Raw genomic sequence first — 21,629 nt, 5'->3', positions numbered from 1 at the left:
TGTCATGGCCCCGATGTCGCGCAATCGCGCTACGGTGCAAGGTCATGCGACCGCGCTGATGGCAAAATACTATGGCCAACGGGCAAGCGCTGGTCTGATTGTCAGCGAAGGGATGCATCCCTGTCAGGTCGGGCAAGGGTTCGCAAATGCGCCCGGTCTTTTCACCAATGAACAAGCGGCAAGCTGGAAGCCTGTAACCAAAGCCGTGCATGATAAAGGTGGCAAGATCGTCGCCCAACTCATGCATGCGGGGCGAATCGGGCATCCCGACCTCTATCCGTCCGCGCATGGTTCGATTGCGCCTTCGGCGGTTGCAGCGGCCGGAGAAGCCTATACGCGGGGCGGGATGAAGCCATACCCTCTGCCGCGAGAGATGACGGTGGCCGAAATCGAACAGGCCATTGCCGATCACGTCAACGCGGCCAGACTGGCGATTGAAGCGGGGTTCGACGGGATCGAGGTACACGCCGGCAACGGTTTTCTAATCCATCAATTCCTGTCGCAAAATACCAACCATCGCATTGATCAGTTTGGCGGGCCTGTCGAAAATCGTATTCGTTTCGCCCAGCAGACAATTGCGGCCTGTGCCGAGGCCATCGGGGCAGGCCGCGTGGGGGTAAGGATATCGCCCGCAAACCCCTATAACGACATTGCCGAAGGCGATACGGATGCGATCTATCGCGCATTGGTCCCTAGTTTGTCGTGTGATCTAGCTTATCTTCACATCATGGAAGCCAATAACCGTGACATGACGCAGCAAATCCGCGCCTTGTGGCAGGGGCCTTTCATCCTGAATCCGCATAAAGATACGCGGTCCTGGCCGACCTCTACCGAGGTGATCTCTCCAATCTTGAACGAGAACCTCGCTGATGGCGTGGCGCTCGGAGCATTGTTCCTTGCTAATCCTGATTTGGTTGCCCGTCTGAAGGTAGATGCTGTGCTCAATCTTCCCGACGAGGCGACCTTCTATGGCGGCGATAGCCGTGGCTACACCGACTACCCGACGCTCGATCAGGTTGTCTAGCATTTATGATCTTTGGGCTGCGCCTCCCAGGTCGCTGACTACGGGAGGCCGAAGGAGCAGGGGCGGTCTCGGTCGCCCCACGCAGTCTGGCCCACACGGCTCAGAGCGTGTTTTCATGTCCAAGACGTTGCCGAAGAGTATGAGATTATGAACCTGCTCATTCTAGGCGCGACCGGTATGGTCGGACTCCATTAGGTGAACGCGTCACCGTGATCATATGGAGACGGCTTGCGCGCGTACCCCTTCGCCGTCGCTGCCGGCATCGTCCGACCTGCGCTTCGAGGCTCTTGATATTCTGTCGCACCCCGGACGGCTGGAGGCACTTTTCGCCCGTGATGATGTCACGCTATCCGCGCTTAATCCCGGCATCGGCGGGCAGGAGGGCTTGTTGGTGACCATGACGCACGTGCTTCTACAGCGCTGTGCGCCATATATGGCGCACAGCGGTTCGCTGTAGCGCTTTATATCTGCTGCATAATTTTCACCTTAAATCGATTCCGATTTAAGGAATTATGCAATAGAGGCAGTGGGAAAAGCCAAAAAGCGCCTCTATCTGAACGGCGGCGCAGCGCCGCTTTATTTGGCAGATGGCCGCGGTCATACGGTTTTATCAGCACCCGGATTTCTGCCCGAGGCTAGGTTTTTCGCCCGATAGCCGAAGCCTGCGACCGGCAGGACCATCTTTTGAGCGAGAGCGACGGTATGGACTGGATTTGCTTGCGTCCGGCGGCGCTTCTGACCGAGGAGCGGCGCACCGGACGCTATGCGCTTGGCCGCGATACGCTGATGACCCAGGAGGACGGGGTTTCACTCATCTCTTGTGCCGATTTCGCTGTCGCCATGCTGGACCTTAGAGCTTCGTGCGAAAGCGGGGCAGCGCCTTACGGTCGGATGGTAGGACCAATGCAGAAGCTGAAGCGTCTTCAAGCTTCGATTCCGATGATATGTCCCCCCTTCAGCGCGTTCACCGCGAACGGTGATCATAGCGGCCCCGCATGATGTCGTCGCAGACTGTCGCTTTCCACGCGACTGGCTTTCCTCAGAAGAGCTTCATCGTCTGGGCCATTTCCGCTCCGCGCTTGATCAGAGGCGGTTCGAAGCCGCGCATCTGCTGAAACGTTCCGTTCTTGCGCGACAGCGATGTGCATTTCAGTCTCAGCCACTGCAGCGCTTGGGTCGGGCTAGCCCTGGACCGGATGGCTCCTGTGGGGCTCGATATCGAACAGATGCCCGCCCGGGCTGTGTGGGGTGACGTTCTTCCGAATCTTGCGCCGCTTCCCGCCGGACTGTCGGCGCTGCAATACTGGACCGCCATCGAAGCCACGCTAAAGGCCCAAAGAACGGCCTTTGTCTTGGATCCACGGCTATTGCAGATGTGCGCCAGTGAGGACGGCTTCCAGGCCAGGTCGCCAGAATTCGCTGTGTCGGGAAGCTGGTGTCCTGCCGACGACCATCACCTTATCGCAGTGGCCGGCGGTGGGATCCAGCGCCTTTGGCATATTTCCCGCACCTCCAAAGATCTTGGAACACGGCTCGGGGCTCTGTAGCGCGGTGTTTTGGCCTCTCACCAACATCTGTGAAATCGGTTAGTTTACAAGCGTCTGTCAGCAAATCACTGTTTACATCTGCCGGAGCAGACTTTCATCGAATCAGAAATATGATATTACACAACAAATTTTCGGTTGTATTTAAAAATAAAGATTTTCAAGGAATGCGTTAATGGATCGATTTACCGCGTTGAAAGTATTTTGCGCAGTTATCGAAGCTCGAAGCTTTACTAAAGCTGGAAATAATATTGGACTCTCGCGTCCCGCGATCAGCAAGAATATTCGCGAGCTTGAGGCCCATGTTGGGGTGACCTTGGTCAATCGCACCACGCGCGGTGTCATGCCCAGCGAGGCAGGATCGCGATATTACCAGATTGTGAGCGAGCTTTTATGGCGTCACGAACAAGCCGATGAAGTTGCCAGCCAGAGCGGGGCAGAGCTTCGCGGGACCTTGCGCGTGACCATGCCTGTGACATTGGGACTGCATCTGATCCTTCCGGTCCTTCCGCAGTTCAATGAGGAAAACCCCGAATGTTCGCTGGATCTTTGCCTCAGCGAAGAGAAGCAGCAACTTGTTGAGGGAAATTTTGACGTGGCTGTGCGGGCCAGTCAACGTCTGGAGGATTCGACGCTGATGTCGCGCTGCATCGGCTCGGTGACCTATGCCATATGCGCAGCGCCCAGTTATTTGCAGAAATCGCAAAGCCTCAAAAGCCCGAAGGATCTAGAGGATCATCAGCTCGTGGTGCACGGTGCCAATATCGGCGACCAGAAATGGCGTTTTTCCGCTCAGGGGGAAAGTTGCTATGTTAGCGTCCGTGCTCAGCATAAATCGAATTGTAGCGAGGCGATCAAATCGCTGACCGTGGCAGGTATGGGCATTGCTCGTATCCCGCGCCCCTATGTGTCCCGAGAGCTTGCGGAAGGACGCTTGGTGGAACTGCTCTCCGACTGGACCATGGAACCGCTGACGATATATGCCATGTACCCGCAGAGCAATTTCCTGCCACGGCGCACACGTCTCTTCATCGACTTCATGTCACGTGCCTTGAAAGTTTACTAAGTGTAAGTTTTCAGGATATAGCAGTTGATTATCGGCAGAGTCTGACCCAGTTTGTAACTTCGCCACGATCCACGCTCTACTAGGAAGAGCTTTTTAGTAGAAGCTCTTATCCTCGCTTAGGCGGGACAACACCAAATGATAAATTGAGTCAAATCTGGCCTATATCGTACAATTGAAGGTTTCCGTCATTTCCATGAATGGCATGTCGTTCTCGACGATGTCGTTGATCGGCAGAGTCTGACAACGTCCTCAAGTCCAATTCTGCCTCTGCACCTCCGGCCGGCTCTGCTGGCCGGGATAGCTATCGTTGAGCGTTCGGGGCCAGAGATGCTCCAAATGCTTCACAGTCAAATGATGGGCGAGAACAAGGCGCGCTTCAGCAGTGCCATCATAAGCTCCATCGGCGGTGAATTGGTTGATCTCATCTTCGATCTGATCCAGTAACGGCTCCAGCTGCGAAGCATCGCCAGCTTCTTGATCTGTCAGGCTATGGGCAGTGATCTCGCCACTGTCGGCATCAACAGCCAGATGCAGTTTTCGCCAGCCACGCCGGGACTTCGCTCCGTGTTTTTCTTCCAGCCATTGGCCCGCACCATAGATCTTCAGCCCAGTGCTATCGCACCAGCACATGAATGGTTCCGTCCGCAACAGGCTGACGGTCGTTGCTTCTGTCCGATGGCCTCCAGGTTCTGGCCCTCCTACTCAGCTTGGTGGTATCGGGCACAGGTAAATCCAATCGCATCTATCAAGCACCGAACCCAGAAGCCCTTCGCTCTGGCGCAACCGTAATCCGAATACCATGCCCAGCATCAGCGTCGTTTCGATCGCCAGATCCGAATAGAGTGGCTGGCCACCAGGTATCTCGCGATGTGGAGCTGCCCAGCCCGCCAGCGCCTCCGGCGTTATCCAAAGGATCAAGCTGCCACGACAGCGAAGCCCTGCCTCATAGTCCGCCCAGTTCGTTACCTTGAACTTCATCTTATCGATGTGATGGCGGCGGGCGGCGTTATGTTTGTGCGGGATGCGGGATCAATCTTGCTATTTTCGATCGCAGTCACAGAGTTGCAAAATGTTGAAATTTGATCCCCGCACCAACGCCTCGATATATCCGGTTTTTTGCGCCATCGTCCATTAATCCAACAACCTCGACGCCCGTCCGCTTCTTCGTGTTGCGCTGTTGTAATAGCTCGAGGCCTGCTGCAAGGATCGATGTCGCGATTGTTCCATGGCCTCAGGCAGCGGAATGCCACGATTGGCCGCTTCGGTGAGATATCCCGATCGCAGGCCATGGGCAGAAAACTCGGCCGGATCAAGTCCCGCCAGGAGCGCGCGCTGCTTGACGATGTCGTTGATTGCCTTCGGATCGAGCGCGCGGGGAGACACATTCCCCCAACGATCGATCGCCCGAAACACACTGCCATGTTCAATGCGTGCAGCCGTAAGCCATGCATTCAGCGCCTCGACGGGACGGCCGGTGAGATAAACCACTTCGTCATTGTCCTCACCACTGGTCTTGGTCCATCCCAGGTGGATGGAGAGCGAGATAAGGGGAGAACCGCTATCAACGGGAATGGGCCCCTCTCTGCTCAGCTGTTCCATGCGCAGCCCGGCAATTTCGCTGCGGCGCCGACCGCCGGAGGCAAAGGCCACCATCAGAATGGCCCGATCGCGCAGATCCTTGAGGACGTCTGTGCGGCACGTGGCCAGCAGTTGCGAGAGGACGTCACCCGTGACCGCCTTGGCACTCTTGCGCTTCCTCGGCTGCGGCGTGGCACGCACCGAAAGCCGGATGGCAGACTTGAGGGCAGGGGAAGCGAACATTCCCTGCAATCCTCGCCATTTGGTCAGCGTCGACCAGGTCGCAAGCCGCCGGCGCACAGTGTCAGGCGCATGCGGACCAGAGGCCCTTAAGAAGCCCTGACCACGAAGACTGCTCTCGACCTCGGTCGGCATGCCATGCTCCGGATCGCTCGAACGCTTTTCCGGGTCCCAAAGATGATGGGTGACGAATTTCAGGAGCATTGCTTCGGGGGCAGGCCAGGGGAGAGCGTTTCCTGTCGCCGCCAGTGACCAAGCCTGCAGGTAGGCGAGATCCGAGGTGAAGGCGCGCAGCGTATTGGCGCCCATGCCTTGGTTGACGAGGTGCCGGAGTGTCTCAACATCCTGGTCGGTCAACAGTTCTGCGAGTTCGTCGCGCCGCTCCATCGGGAGAACGGCGGCGATCGTGTCGAGTGTCGCCATCCGTCCCGCGAGTTGGGCGGGACGATCAATGCTCATGCTCAGCTGGCCCAAAGAGTGCAACACCTTCAGCGCGTGCAGCTTCCGCCAATCGGCGATCCAGTGTGGCAAGTGGGAGTTGCTCAAGAAGCGCAAGAGCGAGATAGGCGGCATCATAAGCGCTGAGACGATATTTCCGGGACAGGCGCACCACCTCTGTGTCGTCTCCGGGGCCGGTTAGTTGCATAGGCAATCCGCGAAACCGTGCCAGAGCCGAATGAACAAAGTCAGCCGAGATGCGCTCGCGCCTCTCGGCGCTCAGGAGAATGCTGCGAATTTCGTGGCGAAGCAGATCGGGCGCTATGGCATCTTCCTCAGCCATGCGCGTCATCGCCTGTTCAGCGATCATGTTTTCTTCGTCCGGCAACAGCCACGCGCCCGCAATCGAGGCATCAACGACAAATGCCATCAGCGCCGGCCTTCCTGCTTCCAGTCCTGAATTTCCTGATGGGTGACAGGCTTGGCCTGGGCGCGCAACGCGCGAACGGATTCGATTGCGGCCATACGTTGCCGGCGTTCGTTTATGGCCACCAGGCGCGCAACCGGATCATTGCCACGCGCAATAATAAAGTCCTCACCGGCCTCGACGCGGGCCAACAGTTCCGACAGATGCGTCTTCGCCTCGGCGACCTTGATGGTAACAGTCATAACACTTCCTTCGCTGATATTGGCGCATTGTACCTAAGAGTAAGGGCGAAGCCGACGTTGGTCAATGGGTAGACTACATAACATCCGATAAGGGATACTTATCGATGGTTAGAGCTGCCGTTATGGTTAATAATTAGTTACAGAAATAAGGGCCAGATTGGCACTGTAAACTTATCGCCTTGAACGCAACATCTTGGCGTGATGAATTAGTTCATGCGGCGTGAAGGCGCGCGATTTGGTGCCATGCTTGCATGGCAGCTGTTCGCAGTTCGCGATGGTGGACGGATGGAATATCGTGGCGGGGAATGTGAAAAAGGTTGGTGATCGGGTCATGGATGGAAACGAAACGCTGAAGATGTCGTGTTGACTTGAAGCGCTTCATGATCCTCTCCCGTCGTCGGACGGGCTGATGAGAGTTTTCCGCCCGATTGTTCAATCCTTTGTGAGAACGATGCTCAACGCCGGGCATGACCTCCCGCTTTGCTGCACCATAGGATCGTAGTTTATCGGTGATCATCACACGCGGGGCGCGGCCTTGGGCTTTCAGGAGCTTGCGCATCAAACGTTTTACCGCCTTGGCATTGCGGCGGCTTTGCACCAGCACGTCGAGAACAAAGCCGTCCTGGTCAAGGGCGCGCCAAAGCCAGTGTTTACTTCCACCGATGGTGATGACAACCTCATCGAGATGCCATTTGTCCCCGAGCCTGCCGGCAGATCGCTTCCGGATATCATTGGCAAAATGTCTACCGAATTTCTCCGCCCAGAGCCGCACGGTTTGATGAGAGACGATGATGCCACGCGCTGCCAGCAGATCCTCGACCATCCGCAGGCTAAGCGGAAACCGGAAATACAGCCAAACTGCATGGGCAATCACCTCGCCGGGAAATCGGTGGCGACGATAAAGGGGATCACGGCTGGATCTGGTCATGTAGCCAGATCCCACATTTTGATCGATGTCCGGTTAACGTTACGATGCCCTAATCCATTTTGAAATAAGCTCTGGCCCATTGAGAGGACCAGAGAATGAAGCGCAACCGTTTTACAGACGAACAGATCATCGGCAGGCAATGTAAACTTAGCGCTTCACAGTCATGATCTGGGGTTGAGGTTATGCTTTAGGCGGCTTGAATGCCAGCGATTTGGTACCATGTTTGCATGGCTGTTTTTCGCAATTCGCGATGATGGGTGGATGGAATGTCGTGGCGGGGAATGTGAAAGAGGTTGGCAATCGGATCGTGGATGGAAACAAACCGTTGAAGATGCCTCGCTGACTTGAAGCGCTTCATGATCCTCTCCCGTCGTCGGACGGGCTGATGCGAGTTTTCTGCCCGATTGTTCAATCCTTTGTGAGAACGATGCTCAAAGCCGTGCATGACCTCCCGCTTTGCTGCACCATAGGATCGTAGTTTGTCGGTAATCATCACACGCGGCGCACGGCCTTGGGCTTTCAGGAGCTTGCGCATCAAACGTTTTGCCGCCTTGGCATTGCGGCGGTTTTGCACCAGCACGTCGAGAACAAAGCCATCCTGATCAACGGCGCGCCAAAGCCAGTGTTTCCTTCCACCGATGGTGATGACAACCTCATCGAGATGCCATTTGTCCCCGAGCCTGCCGGCAGATCGCTTGCGGATATCATTGGCAAAATGTCTACCGAATTTCTCAGCCCAGAGCCGCACGGTTTGATGAGAGACGATGATGGGACTGGCACAAGAACTGTTCAAAATCATACGGTAGCCATGAACGTATTAAGAACCTGCATTTGACAGCAATGGTGCCCTTGGAATCCATTTGCCAATTCTTCTCGATCCATTTTCATGTTCCCTGAACACGTTTGATTTCAGGAGACCAGTGATGGGTCGCAGAAAGCTCCTTAAAAGTGATGAGAGACGAGCGGTTTTCGGAGTGCCGACCAGCGACGATGGTTTAATCCGGCACTACACGCTATCCCTTTCCGATCGGCTTGAGATTCAGACCCGCCGCCGGCCGCCCAACCAGCTCGGCTTCGCCGTCCAACTCTGTCTCATGCGCTATCCCGGGCGAACATTGATGTCGGGGGAGAGCCTACCCCTGGCAACACTCGGGTTCATTGCTCGACAACTCGATATTGAACCACACGAGTTCAATCTTTATGCGCGCCGCCAACCGACACGGATGGAGCATGTCGCCTTTCTGTTGAGCTATCTGGGAATGCGAACGCCGACTTCTGAAGATCGACGGATGGCACTATCGGCCGCCATTGAGGTGGCTGCGGCAACAGATAAGGGCGTTACCATCGTTAACGCGATTGTAGCAGCGTTTCGCGAGCGCAATGTTTTGCTGCCTGCGGAGGACGTGATCGAAAGGCTTGGGCTTGCTGCACGCGCTGTTGCTCGCCGCCGAGCAGAAGCGGCATTGTTGGCGGGTTTCTCCGAAGCGCGTTTGGTCAATCTCGACAATCTTCTTAAGGTAGATCCGAAGATTGAGCACACTCGCTTTCATTGGATTAGGTCTGCCCCCGATGGGCCAAGCGGTGATAACCTCGTCGGATTGATGGAGAGACTGGCGTTCATCCGATCCTTGGAGATCGATCCTCAGCTTCAGAGCCGAATTCATCCGGAACGCTGGAACCAAATGGTTCGCGAAGGAGACGTTACACCGGCGTGGCTTATCGCCGACTTCAATACCGCACGCCGTCGGGCAACTATCGTCTCCCAGCTTATCAAACTCATACAGAAGCTGACCGATGATGCGGTAACAATGTTCTGCAAACTGATAGGGCGTTTGTTTTCTCAGGCAAACAACAGAAAAAAGCAGCGCCGCACCGACGCGCATCATGAAACGGCAAAGGCGCTCAGGCTGTTTAGAGACACGCTGCGCGCGCTCGTTATCGCCGACCAGACCGGGGCGGATGCATTGGACACGATCGACCGGCAGGTGGGATGGCACAAATTGCTGCAGGCAAAGCCTCTTGTTGAAGCGATGGTCGAGGACGCTGATCCAGACCCGCTCTTGCTGGCGGTCGAGCGCTATGGCGGCGTGCGCAAATATGCCCCCATGTTCCTGCAAGCCTTCACTTTTCGCTCATCACGCCGGCATGATCCCCTGCTTGCTGCGCTCGACATGCTGAAGTTGCTTTCTAACGACGGGCGGCGGGGGCTGCCCACTCGGTTTCCAGTCGGCCATCTGCGGGAGCAGACGCGCAAGCTGATCTCTCGGCAGGACAAACCTGACCGCCGTCTCTACGAGATCGCAACCTTAGCCGTATTGCGAGACCGATTACGTTCCGCGGACGTCTGGGTAGAAGGTAGTAAATCATATCGGCCCATGGATGAACTCCTAATGCCAATGCCAGCATTTAGAACACTTAAGGAAGACGGTGACCTTGGACTTGGCGTCCAGAGCGATGGCGCTGCCTACCTTTCTGAGGCGGCCCAAGCTCTCGACTTCAATCTCCAGCAGCTCGCCTATCGTGCCCGAAACGGAAAACTTGACGGTGTCCGCCTAGAACACGGCAAGTTGCTCGTCACACCTCTCTCGAGCGAAATACCCGCAGAGGCAGAAGAATTGAATTGGGAATTGAGCGGTATGTATCCACTCGTCGAAGTTCCGGATTTACTCAAAGAGGTTCATGAATGGACCAGGTTTGCCGATCAATTTACGCATGTGCGCACCGGCGATCCTCCGCGTAATAGTTCAGCGATGTTGGCCGGCGTTCTCGCCGATGGCACCAATCTCGGGCCCAAACGGATGGCGATAGCGTCGAAGGGAATCAGCGCTCATCAGATCAGCTGGATGCGGATGTTTCATGCGCGTGCTGAAACGTATCGAACAGCCCAGGCCTGTATTTCCGATGCCCATTCCCGCCATCCCCACGCTCAGCTATGGGGTAATGGTGCGACGGCATCGTCTGATGGCCAATTCTTCCGAGCGAGTGACCGTGCCGCCAAGCGCGCCGATATTAACCTGCACTATGGTAGCGAGCCCGGCATCAAGTTCTACAGCCATCTCTCCGACCAGTATGGTTATTTCAGCATCCTGCCGATCAGTCCAACTGAAAGCGAGGCAGCCTATGTACTCGACGGCCTGTTCGATCATGAGACGGCACTCGAGATTAAAGAGCATTTTACCGATACCGGTGGTGCCAGCGACAACGTCTTTGCGTTGTTCGCCCTGCTCGATAAACGGTTCTCGCCTCGACTGCGCAATCTTAACGATCGGAAATTCCATACGTTTGAGAAACCGGACATCTATTCAGGACTGGAGGGCCATATTGGTGCGCCAATTAACGGCGATCTGATTCTGGCCCATTGGGACGATCTACTGCATTTGGCCGCTTCGATTAAAATGAAGATGTTTGCTCCCTCGGCAATTCTGAAAAAACTAGCGGCCTCGCCCAACCCGAGCCAGCTCGCGAAGGCACTGCGAGAGCTGGGGCGGCTTGAGCGGTCGCTATTCATGATTGAATGGTATTCCGGCCCGGCGTTACGGCGGCGTTGTCAAGCGGGATTGAACAAGGGTGAGGCTGCCCACAAACTCAAGCGGGCCGTCTTTTTCCACGAGCGTGGTGAAATTCGTGACCGTTCGTTTGAAAGTCAGGCGTTTCGGGCGTCCGGCCTCAATCTCGTCGTCAGCGCAATCGTCCACTGGAACACCATTTATCTCAGCCGAGCTGTGCAGCACCTCCGTCAGAAACGCCGCATCATTCCGAATGATATGCTCAAGCATGTTTCACCGTTGAGTTGGGAACATATCAATTTGACAGGTATCTATACATGGGACGAGCCGCCAAGCTTCGCGGATAGTGGTTTCAGGCCGCTGAGAACTTCAACCGCTATAGCGCGGGCAGCCTGAAGTTCGTTGTTTGTTCACGGCTAGCGTATGATTTTGAGCAGTTCTTGCTCTAACCCCAACAATCGCATTGCGTGGCATGGACGCGGCTGGAATGTCGATCCGCGATAATATTTCGCTGTCTACAGGGCGGCCTTTCAAATCCGGCGCGCGCGAGATTGTCGTTGGTGATCGCTTTGCCCGTGAGTTGGGATTACATACGGGTGATACGGTTCGGCTCGGGACGGTCAACTGGACCGTTGTCGGGCAATTCTCCGCGCAAGGCAGCGCCTTCGAATCCGAAATATGGGCCGATCTCGATGCAATTCGTTCAGCGTTTGATCGTCAGGGACAGGTCCAAAGCCTACGACTACGCTTGTTTAGCCCGACATCGCTTCCAGCTCTTCAAAACGAACTCGCAACAATAACCACAACGCCGCTGATCGCTGTTTCGGAAACTGATCTTTATGCGGCACAATCGGGCCGAACAGCCAGCCTGATACGGCTGTTCGGCTGGCCTCTTGCAATCTTGATGGCAATCGGCGCTACAGCAGGTGCGTTGAACACCATGATGAATTCCGTTTCTGATCGTAAGGTGGAAATCGCAACCTTTAGAGCCTTGGGTTTTACGCGTTTCTCGACATTCATCGGAACTTGGATTGAGGCAGTTCTTCTTGCTGCAATCGGTGCGATAAGCGGACTGGCAATGTCATGGCTGGTCTTCAATGGATGGCAAGCCAGCACGATCGGCGCGAATGACGCTGGGGTGGCATTTCAGTTAGCGGTTACTAGCGACGTCATGCTCGTCGCGGGAGCACTCGGGCTTACAATCGGCGTCATAGGTGGGGCATTACCAGCGATCACTGCCACAAGGCTTCCTATAGCAACGGCTCTAAGGTCGAACAGATAGTTTTTCATTACCCGACACGGTTCAGCGAGATGGGATCTGATGTGCTCTCGAAGGAGAGCTAATGCATAATTCCTCAAATCGGAATCGATTTCAGTAATTATGCAGCAGATTTAAAGTGTTACAGCACCGTGCGTTTATAAAACGCACGGTGCTGTAACACCCGACTCAGCAAGCGGGGCGACCCAGATGGACGCAATCAATGGGCTGGGCGAGGACGAAGCTTAAAATTTACGCGCGGTTATTCGCGAAAAAATGCATATAACCGCACGCTTTGTCATCAAATAAATGCGTCCGATAATCTTGCATTATCGGACATTTTTGTCATTATAATGAAATGGCCCAGCTCATCGAGCAGAACAGCGACATTCCCCTCCAGGAGAGCCCTGCGCCGTCGCTCGGCACGGCGGCTGGGGGTGATGTTTCCACCTCGCAGGTGTCGGCCGCCGACACCTCGATGCAGGCCCCTCCCCTCTCCTCCACCGACGAGCAGATGCCAACGCATCTCGCCAGCCTGGCGAGCCGCGCCCGTGACTATGTGGAGGCGGCAAGTTCTGCAAATACCCGCAAGGCCTATGCCTGCGACTGGAAGCATTTTTCGGCGTGGTGCCGGCGATCGAACCTGGCTCCCCTCCCCCCGGCCCCCCAAACCGTGGGGCTCTACATCACGGCCTGCGCTTCGGGCTCAGCAGAAAGGGGTGCCAAGGCCAACTCCGTCTCGACGATCGAACGGCGCCTCTCGTCATTGTCTTGGAACTATGCGCAGCGCGGGTTGATGCTCGATCGCAAGGATCGGCATATCGCCACCGTGATGGCCGGTATTCGCAACAGCCACGCACGCCCACCCGTGCAGAAGGAAGCGGTGCTGGCCGAGGATATCATCGCCATGATCGAGACACTCGATCGGGGAAACCTCAGAGGTTTGCGGGATCGCGCCATGCTGCTGATCGGCTATGCCGGTGGCCTGCGGCGATCCGAGATTGTCGGGCTCGACATCAAGGCTGACCAGACTGAAGACGGACAAGGCTGGATCGAAATATTCGACAAGGGCATGCTCGTCACCCTGCGCGGCAAGACCGGCTGGCGCGAGGTCGAGATCGGCCGTGGCTCCTCCGATGCTACCTGCCCGGTGGTGGCTGTGGAAACCTGGATCACCTTTGCCAGACTTGCCCATGGCCCCCTCTTCCGCCGCGTCACAGGACAAGGCAAGTCCATTGGTCCGGACCGCTTGAACGATAAGGAAGTGGCAAGGCTGGTGAAGCGGACCGCCATGGCTGCCGGGGTTCGCGGCGATCTCAGCGAGATTGAACGCGCCTTCAAATTCTCCGGCCATTCGCTTCGCGCCGGTCTCGCCTCCTCCGCCGAAGTCGACGAACGCTACATCCAGAAACAGCTCGGCCATGCCTCAGCCGAGATGACCCGCAGATACCAGCGCCGAAGGGATCGCTTCAGGGTCAATTTGACAAAAGCCGCGGGGCTTTGAATTTGTTCGTTTGAACCAGAAAATTTGCATCCCATGAATTGCTGATCACAATGGTTGCACCTGGAAATAGGATTTTTCGGCCTCGACCTGTTTCAGGCTGGTTGTTTCACCAGGATTTTGCATGGCAATTGAGACTGCTGGTCCAATTCTGCTACCTGTCAAAATGCACGTCAACATAATCCCATCATTACCGAAGATAACATCGGTTTATCGCGCTCATCGCGTCGAAATCCCTTTCCGCGCCACACCCCGCCCCTTTAGCCTTCATGACAGCCGATTAGCGGTTTCGGTTATTGATGACATTAAAATCGAGTGCGCTATGGCGGGTTTTGGACGGCATTCCGTACGCATCTTCACTCCGGCGGAAGCGGAGATTCATGGCAAGAGAAAAGCAACGCCGAGAAGGCTATGGGCAGTCAGCAGAATCGGATCGCTTCCTCAATCCGTAATCGCGCTGGTCGTTTGTTCAAACCTATTTCCAGACGGCAGAAAACAAACAACTCTATTTCTACCGGTCTGCTTTGCCCAATAAAGGCGCCGATCCGCCAGTTGCAAAACCGCTTCGGCGTCGACTGCATCGTCTGACATTGCCACTCCGATACTGACGGACACATTCAGCCCATCGGCAATTTCGGACCAGTCAAAGTTGGTAATTGTCATTCGCAGTCTTTCTGAAACCCTTTCCGCGTGGGCCGGTGTTAGGTCCGTCATAAGTATGACGAACTCTTCGCCACCGAAGCGAACTGCGAGATCTGTTTCACGAACAACAATTTTGACCAGTGCCCCGATTTGCACGAGGACACGATCACCAATAATATGGGAGAACGTATCATTGATTTTCTTGAAGTGATCGACATCAAGGATCACCAGCGCATAACTCGCGCTTCGAGTATTAATGTCAGATATTAACGTCTCCAAATGCCGCCGATTGGAAAGTCCCGTCAGCGGGTCCGTATTTGCCGCTTCCGTCAGGACATTGGTCTGCTGTTGAAGCGCCTCTAATGACCGGGCAATTTCTGCGGAGCGCTCTGCCTCTGTATCAAGCATTGTTTTGAGTTTTTTCGTTTCATAACGGATCTCCGCCATACGGGCATTTTGCTGGATCCGCTCCGCAGTGAACTGCTGATGTAGTTTGTGATATTTTTTATGAAAATCCAGCGCAGGCTTAAATGCTCCAAGATACTCATGGGCCTTTGACAGAGACAGACAGGCATGCATTAAGGTCTCGAGATTGAAATTCTCCCCGGCGAGCAAGTGGGCCTGCTCGAGTGGAACCAAGGCCTCATCATAGCGCTTTAACGAAACAAGCGTGCTTCCCAGTGTAACCAGATAATGCCCCTCACCCCGGACATAATCATCTCCCGGAATATCACGGTACCGCTCCAATAACATTTCTGCGGCGGAAAAATCGTCAACCGCATTAAAATATTCCGCTAAATTTGCGATACACAACCTCTCGGCCCAGGCGTCTTTAAGTGATTGAGCGAGGCTGAGTGCTTGTTTCGTAATATCTATTGCGCTGCTAATCGACGTTTCGAATTTTTGATTATCGGCTTCCTGAGAGAGATAAGCATCCTCTGCATGCGCTCCACCGAGATTAATCAACCACCAACATTCGAACGTAAGATCATATGCCTCTCGAGCAAGCTCCACAGCTCGACTGCAATAGTCAACAGCGAGAGATGGTTGACGCGTCATCCAGAATATCACGCCAATAACATTTATCGCCAAAGATCGAGATCGGAGGCTACGGCTCTGGTCGGCAATGTTGAGTGCCTCTGCGGCAAACTCGACAGCCTGCTCTAAATTACCGAGTTCCAGATGCAGCCAAGCACAGATACTAAGAGCTTGCGCCTCAAGCACCGGCTCTTCAAGGTGCCTCCACAGAGAAATTGCTTTCTCAATGTATACTAGCCCCGTCTGTGTCTCACCAAGTTGAAAGCAATACCAGGCACATTGCTGAGAACTGCCCGCTATAAGACCTTGATCTGCTCGCCGTTCTGCTGAAGCCAAAACTGAATTTGCTAAAGAAAATGCGCGAACGGAACGACCCTTGCAGGCTAGGTCCCAAGCTTCATCCAGCGCGGCTGCCGCGTCCAAATCAAAACTATTTTTACGATTGCCAAACTGGTGGTTCAATATCATCAGCTCATCTTGCGCAACGATCAGACAGAATACCCAGAAAATTTAGCAGAGATCGATTTAAGGGAGTCCTAAAGCCACTATTTTTCACAAGGCCCCTTCTTAAGTTCCTTGCGATCGACCGTTGCGAAATTACGTAAGCATCGGCTACTCAACGGCGAGCAGACTTCTCCTCCCCTCGTCTCTTACTGCGTTGTTAATCTCGCCAAAATTTCCTCTCTTTTTATATCGCTCATACCAACCCAAGAGTTTCTATCAGATTGAGATTTCGGTCCACTATCATCATAGAGTTGTAGATAGCCCGCATCGGCCGACTATTCGTAAACAGCTAACGTTCAAAGAACAGATGGAGACTGCCTTGGCGAGCATCCGCAGAGGCCAGGGATGCCGACTTAATGAGATGCCCGACGACCGAGAAAACGAATAATGCAACCAAATTTATTCCTACAGCCACAGTAATAAGAATCCTCGTCGGCCCCTGCCCCTATGGTTCGGCACTCGCCAACACCCAACTCCAGGGGCCAGAAAACACATAAATTTATAGAAAGAACGAAACAATGCCTGTCAAAAAAACACATGCACTCGTCGTCGGCGCCGGCCAGGCTGGTATCGCTATGAGTGAGCATCTGACTAGGAACAATGTTGCACACCTTGTCCTTGAAAAGGGAAGAATAGCGGAGCGCTGGCGTTCCATGCGGTGGGATTCTCTTGTCGCCAATGGTCCGGCCTGGCACGATCGTTTTCCAAACCTGACCTTTCCCGGCAATGCCGATACGTTTGTTCCCAAGGAAGGCGTTGCTGACTATTTTGAAGCCTATGCAAAGAAGTACAACGCGCCAACACGCTGTGGAACCGAGGTAACTCAAGTCGAGCGTCTGGACGGTCGCCCTGGCTTCCGTGTCGAGACATCTAACGGAGTTATCGAAGCACGCTACGTCGTTGTGGCGACCGGTCCGTTCCAGTTGCCGAATATCCCGTCAATCGTTCCGCCGACCGCCAATATCAACCAGATACATTCCAGCGAATACCGCAATCCTCACCAGCTCGGGGAGGGGGCCGTTCTCGTGATTGGCGCGGGCTCGTCGGGAGTGCAGATTGCGGAAGAACTCATGCGAGTGGGCCGCAAAACTTATCTTTCGGTTGGTCCGCATGATCGTCCTCCACGCGCCTATCGGGGGTATGACTGCGCCTGGTGGCTTGGCGTTCTCGGAAAATGGGATGCCCAGGTGAAGGAATTGCAGACAAGCGACCATGTTACGGTCGCTGTCAGTGGTGCGCGAGGCGGAGAAACTATCGACTTCCGTCGTCTTGCAGCACAAGGAATGGTTCTGGTTGGCATGACCGAAAGTTTTAAGAACGGCAAATTATCCTTCGCTGAAGACCTTGCCAACAATCTTGATCGTGGTGACCAGACCTATCTATCACTGCTCGACGAAGCGGATGCTTTCGTTGTATTGAACGGCCTCAACCTTCCGCAAGAGCCGGAAGCCCGCATTCTTGGTCCGACGGCCGATTGTATTATCAATCCGATTCTAGAACTGGATCTTACCGCGGCAGACATCACCACCATCATCTGGGCCACCGGCTTCAGATCCGACTATAGCTGGTTGAAAGTGCAGGCCTTCGATGAAGCGGGTCGCCCTAGACATCATCTAGGTGTCTCTTCTGAGAGAGGCCTCTACTTCCTCGGCCTTCCCGGACTTTCCGGGCGCGCCTCCAGTTTTATCTGGGGCGTCTGGCATGATGCCAAGCACTTGGCTGATCACATCACCATTCAGGATAACTACCTGGCTCGTATGCCGCAGGCCTGATCTTATTTTGACGTCTTACCTGGCCGCCCGAATAGTGGTGTGGATGTATCCGGATTAGAGATACCGCAAACAATCTGCACTCTTTTTCTATTGTGATGATCAAGGCAGAAGCCCAATATCTCGCTTACACCGACCAATTTCACCGCAATCCGCATTTTTCGTGTAAATAATCACTCACAATCTGGATTTCATAACAGCATTGAAAAACCCTGCTCTTTCAAAGACTTATGTTGGTGGTCAGCTGACCACCAAATCACACCCTCAATTGCTCGCATTTTGACTCCAATCCGTCTCGATTTGGAGGATTCGCTTAACCTTTTACCCGGTCTTTATACCCGCTTCTCCGTTGGTCCTTAACAAAGCCATCATCATAGGCCCGAGAGAGAATTCTCCCTGCTGTGACCGACGGGTTAGATCACGCAGATAACCTCCTGCCGAATTGATAAAATTTGTACGCTCTAAAATACACGCAATGGCGGTTGCCGCATTCTCTTGACCCATGATTTCGCAAGCTTCCTGATAGGCGGACGGACTTACTCCCAACATAGATCTAACCACCACCGCAGCTGTCATTAAGTCACGCCAATTCGCGATCGTTCCATCTGGTCCGTAATCGCCAACCGAAGGGCAGGCCTTCAAAACCATTCCAAGCGGAAATGACTTTATCGGCAGTCTGTTAGGCGGATTGTTTTGCTCCTTAGCCGCTTCTTGCTCTTTTCGAGAGCGAGGTTCAAATTCAGTTATGTAGTTTGTGTTTGAATTCTGTATGTGGTGCTCAATTTGAGCAGCATTGCCGCTTTTTTCTTCTGAATTAACTAGATTTTCCAGTCGTTTAACGATGTGTCTCTTGAGGTTGTTCATCTCATCTAAAACCAATGTGACCTCAGAGAGAGCCGGGGTTCTGGATATTTTGCCGACGAGAGAGATATAAGTGCATTCGATCTCGTGCCAGTCACCTTGCGCGCCCTCCTCGATCGCCGCCGTGATCAGCTTGCGGACGTCTCGGCGGCAAATGGTCAGGCTTTCCTTAGCTTTTCTAAAGGTGGCGCGATCAGCCATCACCTGTTGCGCCATCATCGCAAGCTCCTCTGAGCGTACGAGGAGGGGTGATAAATCGAAGCCAAATGCCTGCTCGATTTGACCGGCATTATCCTTGCGCGCGTAGCGTTTTCCATTGGCGCTATCTTTGCGAACGATCAGGCCTGCATCTACAAGCACTGCGATATGCCGGCGTAAAGTCGCCCCGGCTAAGCCGTGCGCGCGGAGAGCAAGTTGTGCATTCGAGGGGAAGACAACAAGCTGTGCATCCTGCCGCAGTTCATTCTCCGGATAAAAGCTCAATAAGGCATCGAGAACCGCAAGACTGTTGGATTGTATCCCAAGTAAGTCCATTGCGGCTGAGGCATCCCTGAATATTTTCCATTTATCAGCACGTTTACCCGGCTTAATGTCGCTTGTAGCGACCTGCCGACGCACCAGCGCAAGCGTCATACCCCGCCGCCCGAAGGGCGTCGTTACATTTCCAGTCTCCATCATCTTTTACCTTTCAGCAGGCAAAAGAAAATCACTCACCAAAACGGCGCATAAACTCTTGACGAGGATTCGAGGAAATGCGATTCTGTTCTTGCTAGAGAGACAGAAGGGCTTCCACGACGGCGACGTTGGGGGAGCTCTTTTCTTTTGCGGACTACTCTCCTTGTTTCTTCTGGTTCTGTGCTCGATGCGCCTGATAAAGCGCAGGCAAGTGATCAATGACGAAGGCTGCGAAATCCGGCGTCGCCTTTCTGTCTATCGTTATTTCCAATTTGGATTTGCTTTGCGAAACCTGAGCCAATCTATCCCCATCAGGGGTCGACATAATTTCCGGAAGTCCGCGAGAGATCCTCGGAGGCTTAAGGCTGACCAACACTGCCTTGAACCGCTCCGCCGATGGCAGTGCTTGTACTTCACGCGATAACGCGTATTTCGAGACGTCAGAAGGCGAGGGGGCCTTTTCGATAAACTCCGTGAGTTGCTGCCAGCTTGGTCGGCCGACACCTGGTGCGGGGCCGATTGCATCGATCAACTCCGGGGGGAGGGTGTCGACAAGCAAAAGCATCTTCGACAGGTTACTCTTGTCGATCGACATCGCGGCAATCACGATCTCGCGTGAAAATTGCTTATTCAAGCGATGAGCAAAACGTGCTTTCTCAATAAAGGTGAGATCCTGGCGCTCGTTATTCTCCTGGCCCTGTGCAATGACCAATTGTTCGTCGGTCAAATCGCGAACAACCGCTTTGACCGGAAGACCTAATTCAGAAACGGCCTGAAGCCGACGGTGACCGAAGCCGACCTGATAGCGGCCCGGCATATCCGGGTGAGGACGCACGAGGATTGGGACCTGTTGGCCCTGCTCTCGAATCGATTCGAGAAGCCCGTCGATGTCGCCAGGCATTCGGTCCTGCACGAAGGATGGATCTACCGTCGAGACATCCAATTCGATAACCGCTTGTCCTTCAGCAAGACGCCGCTCTATCTCTTCAGCGCGGCTCAACCGATCATTCTGCTCACGCAGTGCGTTTCCAATATTCGCAGTCAGCTTTGTTGCCGGGTCGCGTTCTTTTCTGGCGACACCGAGAAGCGGCATTGACCGCGTTTTCCCTGCCCGATTGTCAGACGGCTTAACGTCTTGGGCGTCCGTCGAGACGCCAAGGATGTGCTTCCGGCTCATGTGGTTCTACCCCATGCTTTTTTGATCAGAGATTCAATCTCATCATTGACAGCGTTCATAGCCTCCAAGGCGCGATCATAGGTTGATCGGGTAAACTGACCGCGTTCCACTTCAAAAAGGGTTTGATTTGTCAGGCCCGCGTCTGAGACAGCCGTCGTTTTGAGCATTGGAAAATTAAGGACGTTCTCACCGAAAATAGACCTGAGATAGCCAACCATTTGATTTTGTGGCCCATCACTCGGTTCGAAACGAGTGATAAGATAGCGCATCCAATTGAACTTGAACTCCGCACCGGCGCTCTCAATTTCCCTCAACAAGTTCGATGTCATTGCCAGAAATTGGTTCATTGACATCACATCGAGCATCTGGGGGTGAACCGTAACAAGGATGGATGTCGCGGCCGTCAATGCTGAAAGCGTGAGGTAACCGAGTTGCGGAGGGCAATCGATGACGACGACATCATAATTATCTGCAATGTCTTCAATGGCTTGACTGATGCGACCATAGAAGAGCGTGTCACCTTCCTTGCGCTTCATCAATGCGCGGGGAGTGTCATGCTCAAACTCCATAAGTTCGAGATTGCCGGGAATGAGATGAAGGTCCGGAATATATGTTCCTCTAACAACCTGTTCGATCGGCACTTGCTCATCATCATATCTGATAGCGCCGTAGAGGGTCTCGTTTGGACCGACGTCCGTCTCCGGTTGGCTGCCAAAAAGCGCAGACAGGCTTGCCTGAGGATCGAGATCGATAGCAAGGACTCGGTAACCACGCATTGCGAGATATTGAGCCAAATGCGCAGCGGTCGTCGTTTTGCCCGAGCCGCCTTTGAAATTCATGACAGAAATGACTTGGAGCTGTTCGCCGTCTCGACGATGCGGAAGGTAGCGACGGTTTCCACGACCGATCTGGTCCATATGCTTACGGATCATGTGAATATCTTCAATCGAGAAAATGCGCCGGCCCCCAGGGCTCATGCTGACATTCAACTCTGGCATTTCAGAAGCAATCTGTCTTAGATAAGACTCCCCAACGCCAAGCAACTTGGACGCTTCAGACGGCCCGAACGTCCTAATCCCCTTTTCGGAGGTCGGCGGGAAAACTTTCAAATGATGTGCTTGCAACTGGCTGGAAAGCGCGTCAGCGTGACGCTCCATCAAGGCAGTCAACCCCTCAATCACGGTATCAGTTTTCGGGGCGATCTTCGCCAT

Annotated in this window: 15 protein-coding genes and 3 pseudogenes; 8 read left to right on the top strand and 10 right to left on the bottom strand. The window is 54.2% G+C overall.

What is annotated here, in order from left to right:
• Positions 1-4 precede the first annotated feature (4 nt).
• The 4 genes from FS819_RS23760 (at position 5) to FS819_RS23745 (ending at position 3,634) form a co-directional block, all read left to right on the top strand.
• The gene (locus tag FS819_RS23760) at positions 5-1,024 is read left to right on the top strand and encodes an alkene reductase (protein WP_498724741.1); all 1,020 of its coding nucleotides are present in this window, start codon (positions 5-7) and stop codon (positions 1,022-1,024) included.
• Between the two features lie 684 nt (positions 1,025-1,708).
• Entirely contained in the window at positions 1,709-2,023 is a 315-nt protein-coding gene (locus FS819_RS23755) for an NAD(P)-dependent oxidoreductase (protein ID WP_156551598.1), read from the top strand.
• 128 nt (positions 2,024-2,151) lie between these two features.
• Positions 2,152-2,571 (top strand): 4'-phosphopantetheinyl transferase family protein, encoded by a 420-nt coding sequence (locus tag FS819_RS23750; protein ID WP_156551597.1) that lies wholly within the window; start codon positions 2,152-2,154, stop codon positions 2,569-2,571.
• 172 nt (positions 2,572-2,743) lie between these two features.
• Complete coding sequence (locus FS819_RS23745) at positions 2,744-3,634, top strand: LysR family transcriptional regulator (RefSeq protein WP_156551596.1); 891 nt, start codon at positions 2,744-2,746, stop codon at positions 3,632-3,634.
• A 354-nt stretch (positions 3,635-3,988) separates the two neighbouring features.
• Here the strand turns inward: FS819_RS23745 and FS819_RS23740 are convergent.
• The 6 genes and pseudogenes from FS819_RS23740 to FS819_RS23715 all read right to left on the bottom strand — a co-directional run.
• Positions 3,989-4,612: pseudogene (locus FS819_RS23740) on the bottom strand (IS5 family transposase); the annotation flags it as partial.
• Between the two features lie 153 nt (positions 4,613-4,765).
• Complete coding sequence (locus tag FS819_RS23735) at positions 4,766-5,911, bottom strand: tyrosine-type recombinase/integrase (protein ID WP_071584952.1); 1,146 nt, start codon at positions 5,909-5,911, stop codon at positions 4,766-4,768.
• A complete protein-coding gene (locus tag FS819_RS23730; protein ID WP_071205516.1) occupies positions 5,901-6,320 on the bottom strand; it encodes a type II toxin-antitoxin system VapC family toxin in 420 nt (139 codons plus the stop codon). The genes FS819_RS23735 and FS819_RS23730 overlap by 11 nt, the downstream gene beginning before the upstream one ends.
• Positions 6,320-6,559, bottom strand: coding sequence for a type II toxin-antitoxin system Phd/YefM family antitoxin (locus tag FS819_RS23725; protein ID WP_071205515.1), 240 nt, complete (start codon positions 6,557-6,559; stop codon positions 6,320-6,322). The genes FS819_RS23730 and FS819_RS23725 overlap by 1 nt, the downstream gene beginning before the upstream one ends.
• Before the next feature lie 211 nt (positions 6,560-6,770).
• Complete coding sequence (locus FS819_RS23720; RefSeq protein ID WP_156551595.1) at positions 6,771-7,487, bottom strand: IS6 family transposase; 717 nt, start codon at positions 7,485-7,487, stop codon at positions 6,771-6,773.
• Positions 7,488-7,674: 187 nt separating this feature from the next.
• A pseudogene (locus FS819_RS23715) lies at positions 7,675-8,259 on the bottom strand (IS6 family transposase); the annotation flags it as partial.
• 151 nt (positions 8,260-8,410) lie between these two features.
• On the opposite strand from FS819_RS23715, the gene FS819_RS23710 reads away from it, so the two are divergent.
• From FS819_RS23710 to FS819_RS23700, 3 genes and pseudogenes are all read left to right on the top strand, one after another.
• Positions 8,411-11,389 (top strand): Tn3 family transposase, encoded by a 2,979-nt coding sequence (locus tag FS819_RS23710; protein ID WP_156551594.1) that lies wholly within the window; start codon positions 8,411-8,413, stop codon positions 11,387-11,389.
• 58 nt (positions 11,390-11,447) lie between these two features.
• Positions 11,448-12,275: pseudogene (locus tag FS819_RS23705) on the top strand (ABC transporter permease); the annotation flags it as partial.
• 334 nt (positions 12,276-12,609) lie between these two features.
• Positions 12,610-13,755: a site-specific integrase gene (locus FS819_RS23700; protein ID WP_498724701.1), complete on the top strand. Its 1,146-nt coding sequence runs from the start codon at positions 12,610-12,612 to the stop codon at positions 13,753-13,755.
• 438 nt (positions 13,756-14,193) lie between these two features.
• Here the strand turns inward: FS819_RS23700 and FS819_RS23695 are convergent, their stop codons facing one another.
• The gene (locus FS819_RS23695) at positions 14,194-15,900 is read right to left on the bottom strand and encodes a tetratricopeptide repeat-containing diguanylate cyclase (protein ID WP_156551278.1); all 1,707 of its coding nucleotides are present in this window, start codon (positions 15,898-15,900) and stop codon (positions 14,194-14,196) included.
• Positions 15,901-16,454: 554 nt separating this feature from the next.
• Between FS819_RS23695 and FS819_RS23690 the strand changes: the two genes are divergently transcribed.
• On the top strand, positions 16,455-17,708 hold the full coding sequence (locus FS819_RS23690) for a flavin-containing monooxygenase (protein WP_156551277.1): 1,254 nt from the start codon (positions 16,455-16,457) through the stop codon (positions 17,706-17,708).
• Between the two features lie 318 nt (positions 17,709-18,026).
• Here FS819_RS23690 and repC read toward each other — a convergent pair whose 3' ends face one another.
• From repC to repA, 3 genes are all read right to left on the bottom strand, one after another.
• On the bottom strand, positions 18,027-19,241 hold the full coding sequence (gene repC / locus FS819_RS23685) for a plasmid replication protein RepC (RefSeq protein WP_156551290.1): 1,215 nt from the start codon (positions 19,239-19,241) through the stop codon (positions 18,027-18,029).
• Positions 19,242-19,395: 154 nt separating this feature from the next.
• A complete protein-coding gene (gene repB, locus FS819_RS23680) occupies positions 19,396-20,418 on the bottom strand; it encodes a plasmid partitioning protein RepB (RefSeq protein WP_156551276.1) in 1,023 nt (340 codons plus the stop codon).
• Positions 20,415-21,629 (bottom strand): plasmid partitioning protein RepA, encoded by a 1,215-nt coding sequence (repA, locus tag FS819_RS23675; protein ID WP_156551275.1) that lies wholly within the window; start codon positions 21,627-21,629, stop codon positions 20,415-20,417. Before repA ends, repB begins: the two co-directional genes overlap by 4 nt.

The organism is Allorhizobium sp. Av2 (assembly GCF_021462805.2).
In the GTDB taxonomy this organism is placed as follows: Bacteria; Pseudomonadota; Alphaproteobacteria; order Rhizobiales; family Rhizobiaceae; genus Allorhizobium; species Allorhizobium vitis_G.
Note: the sequence above shows the minus strand (reverse complement) of the source record. Positions and strands in the feature narration are given on the sequence as shown.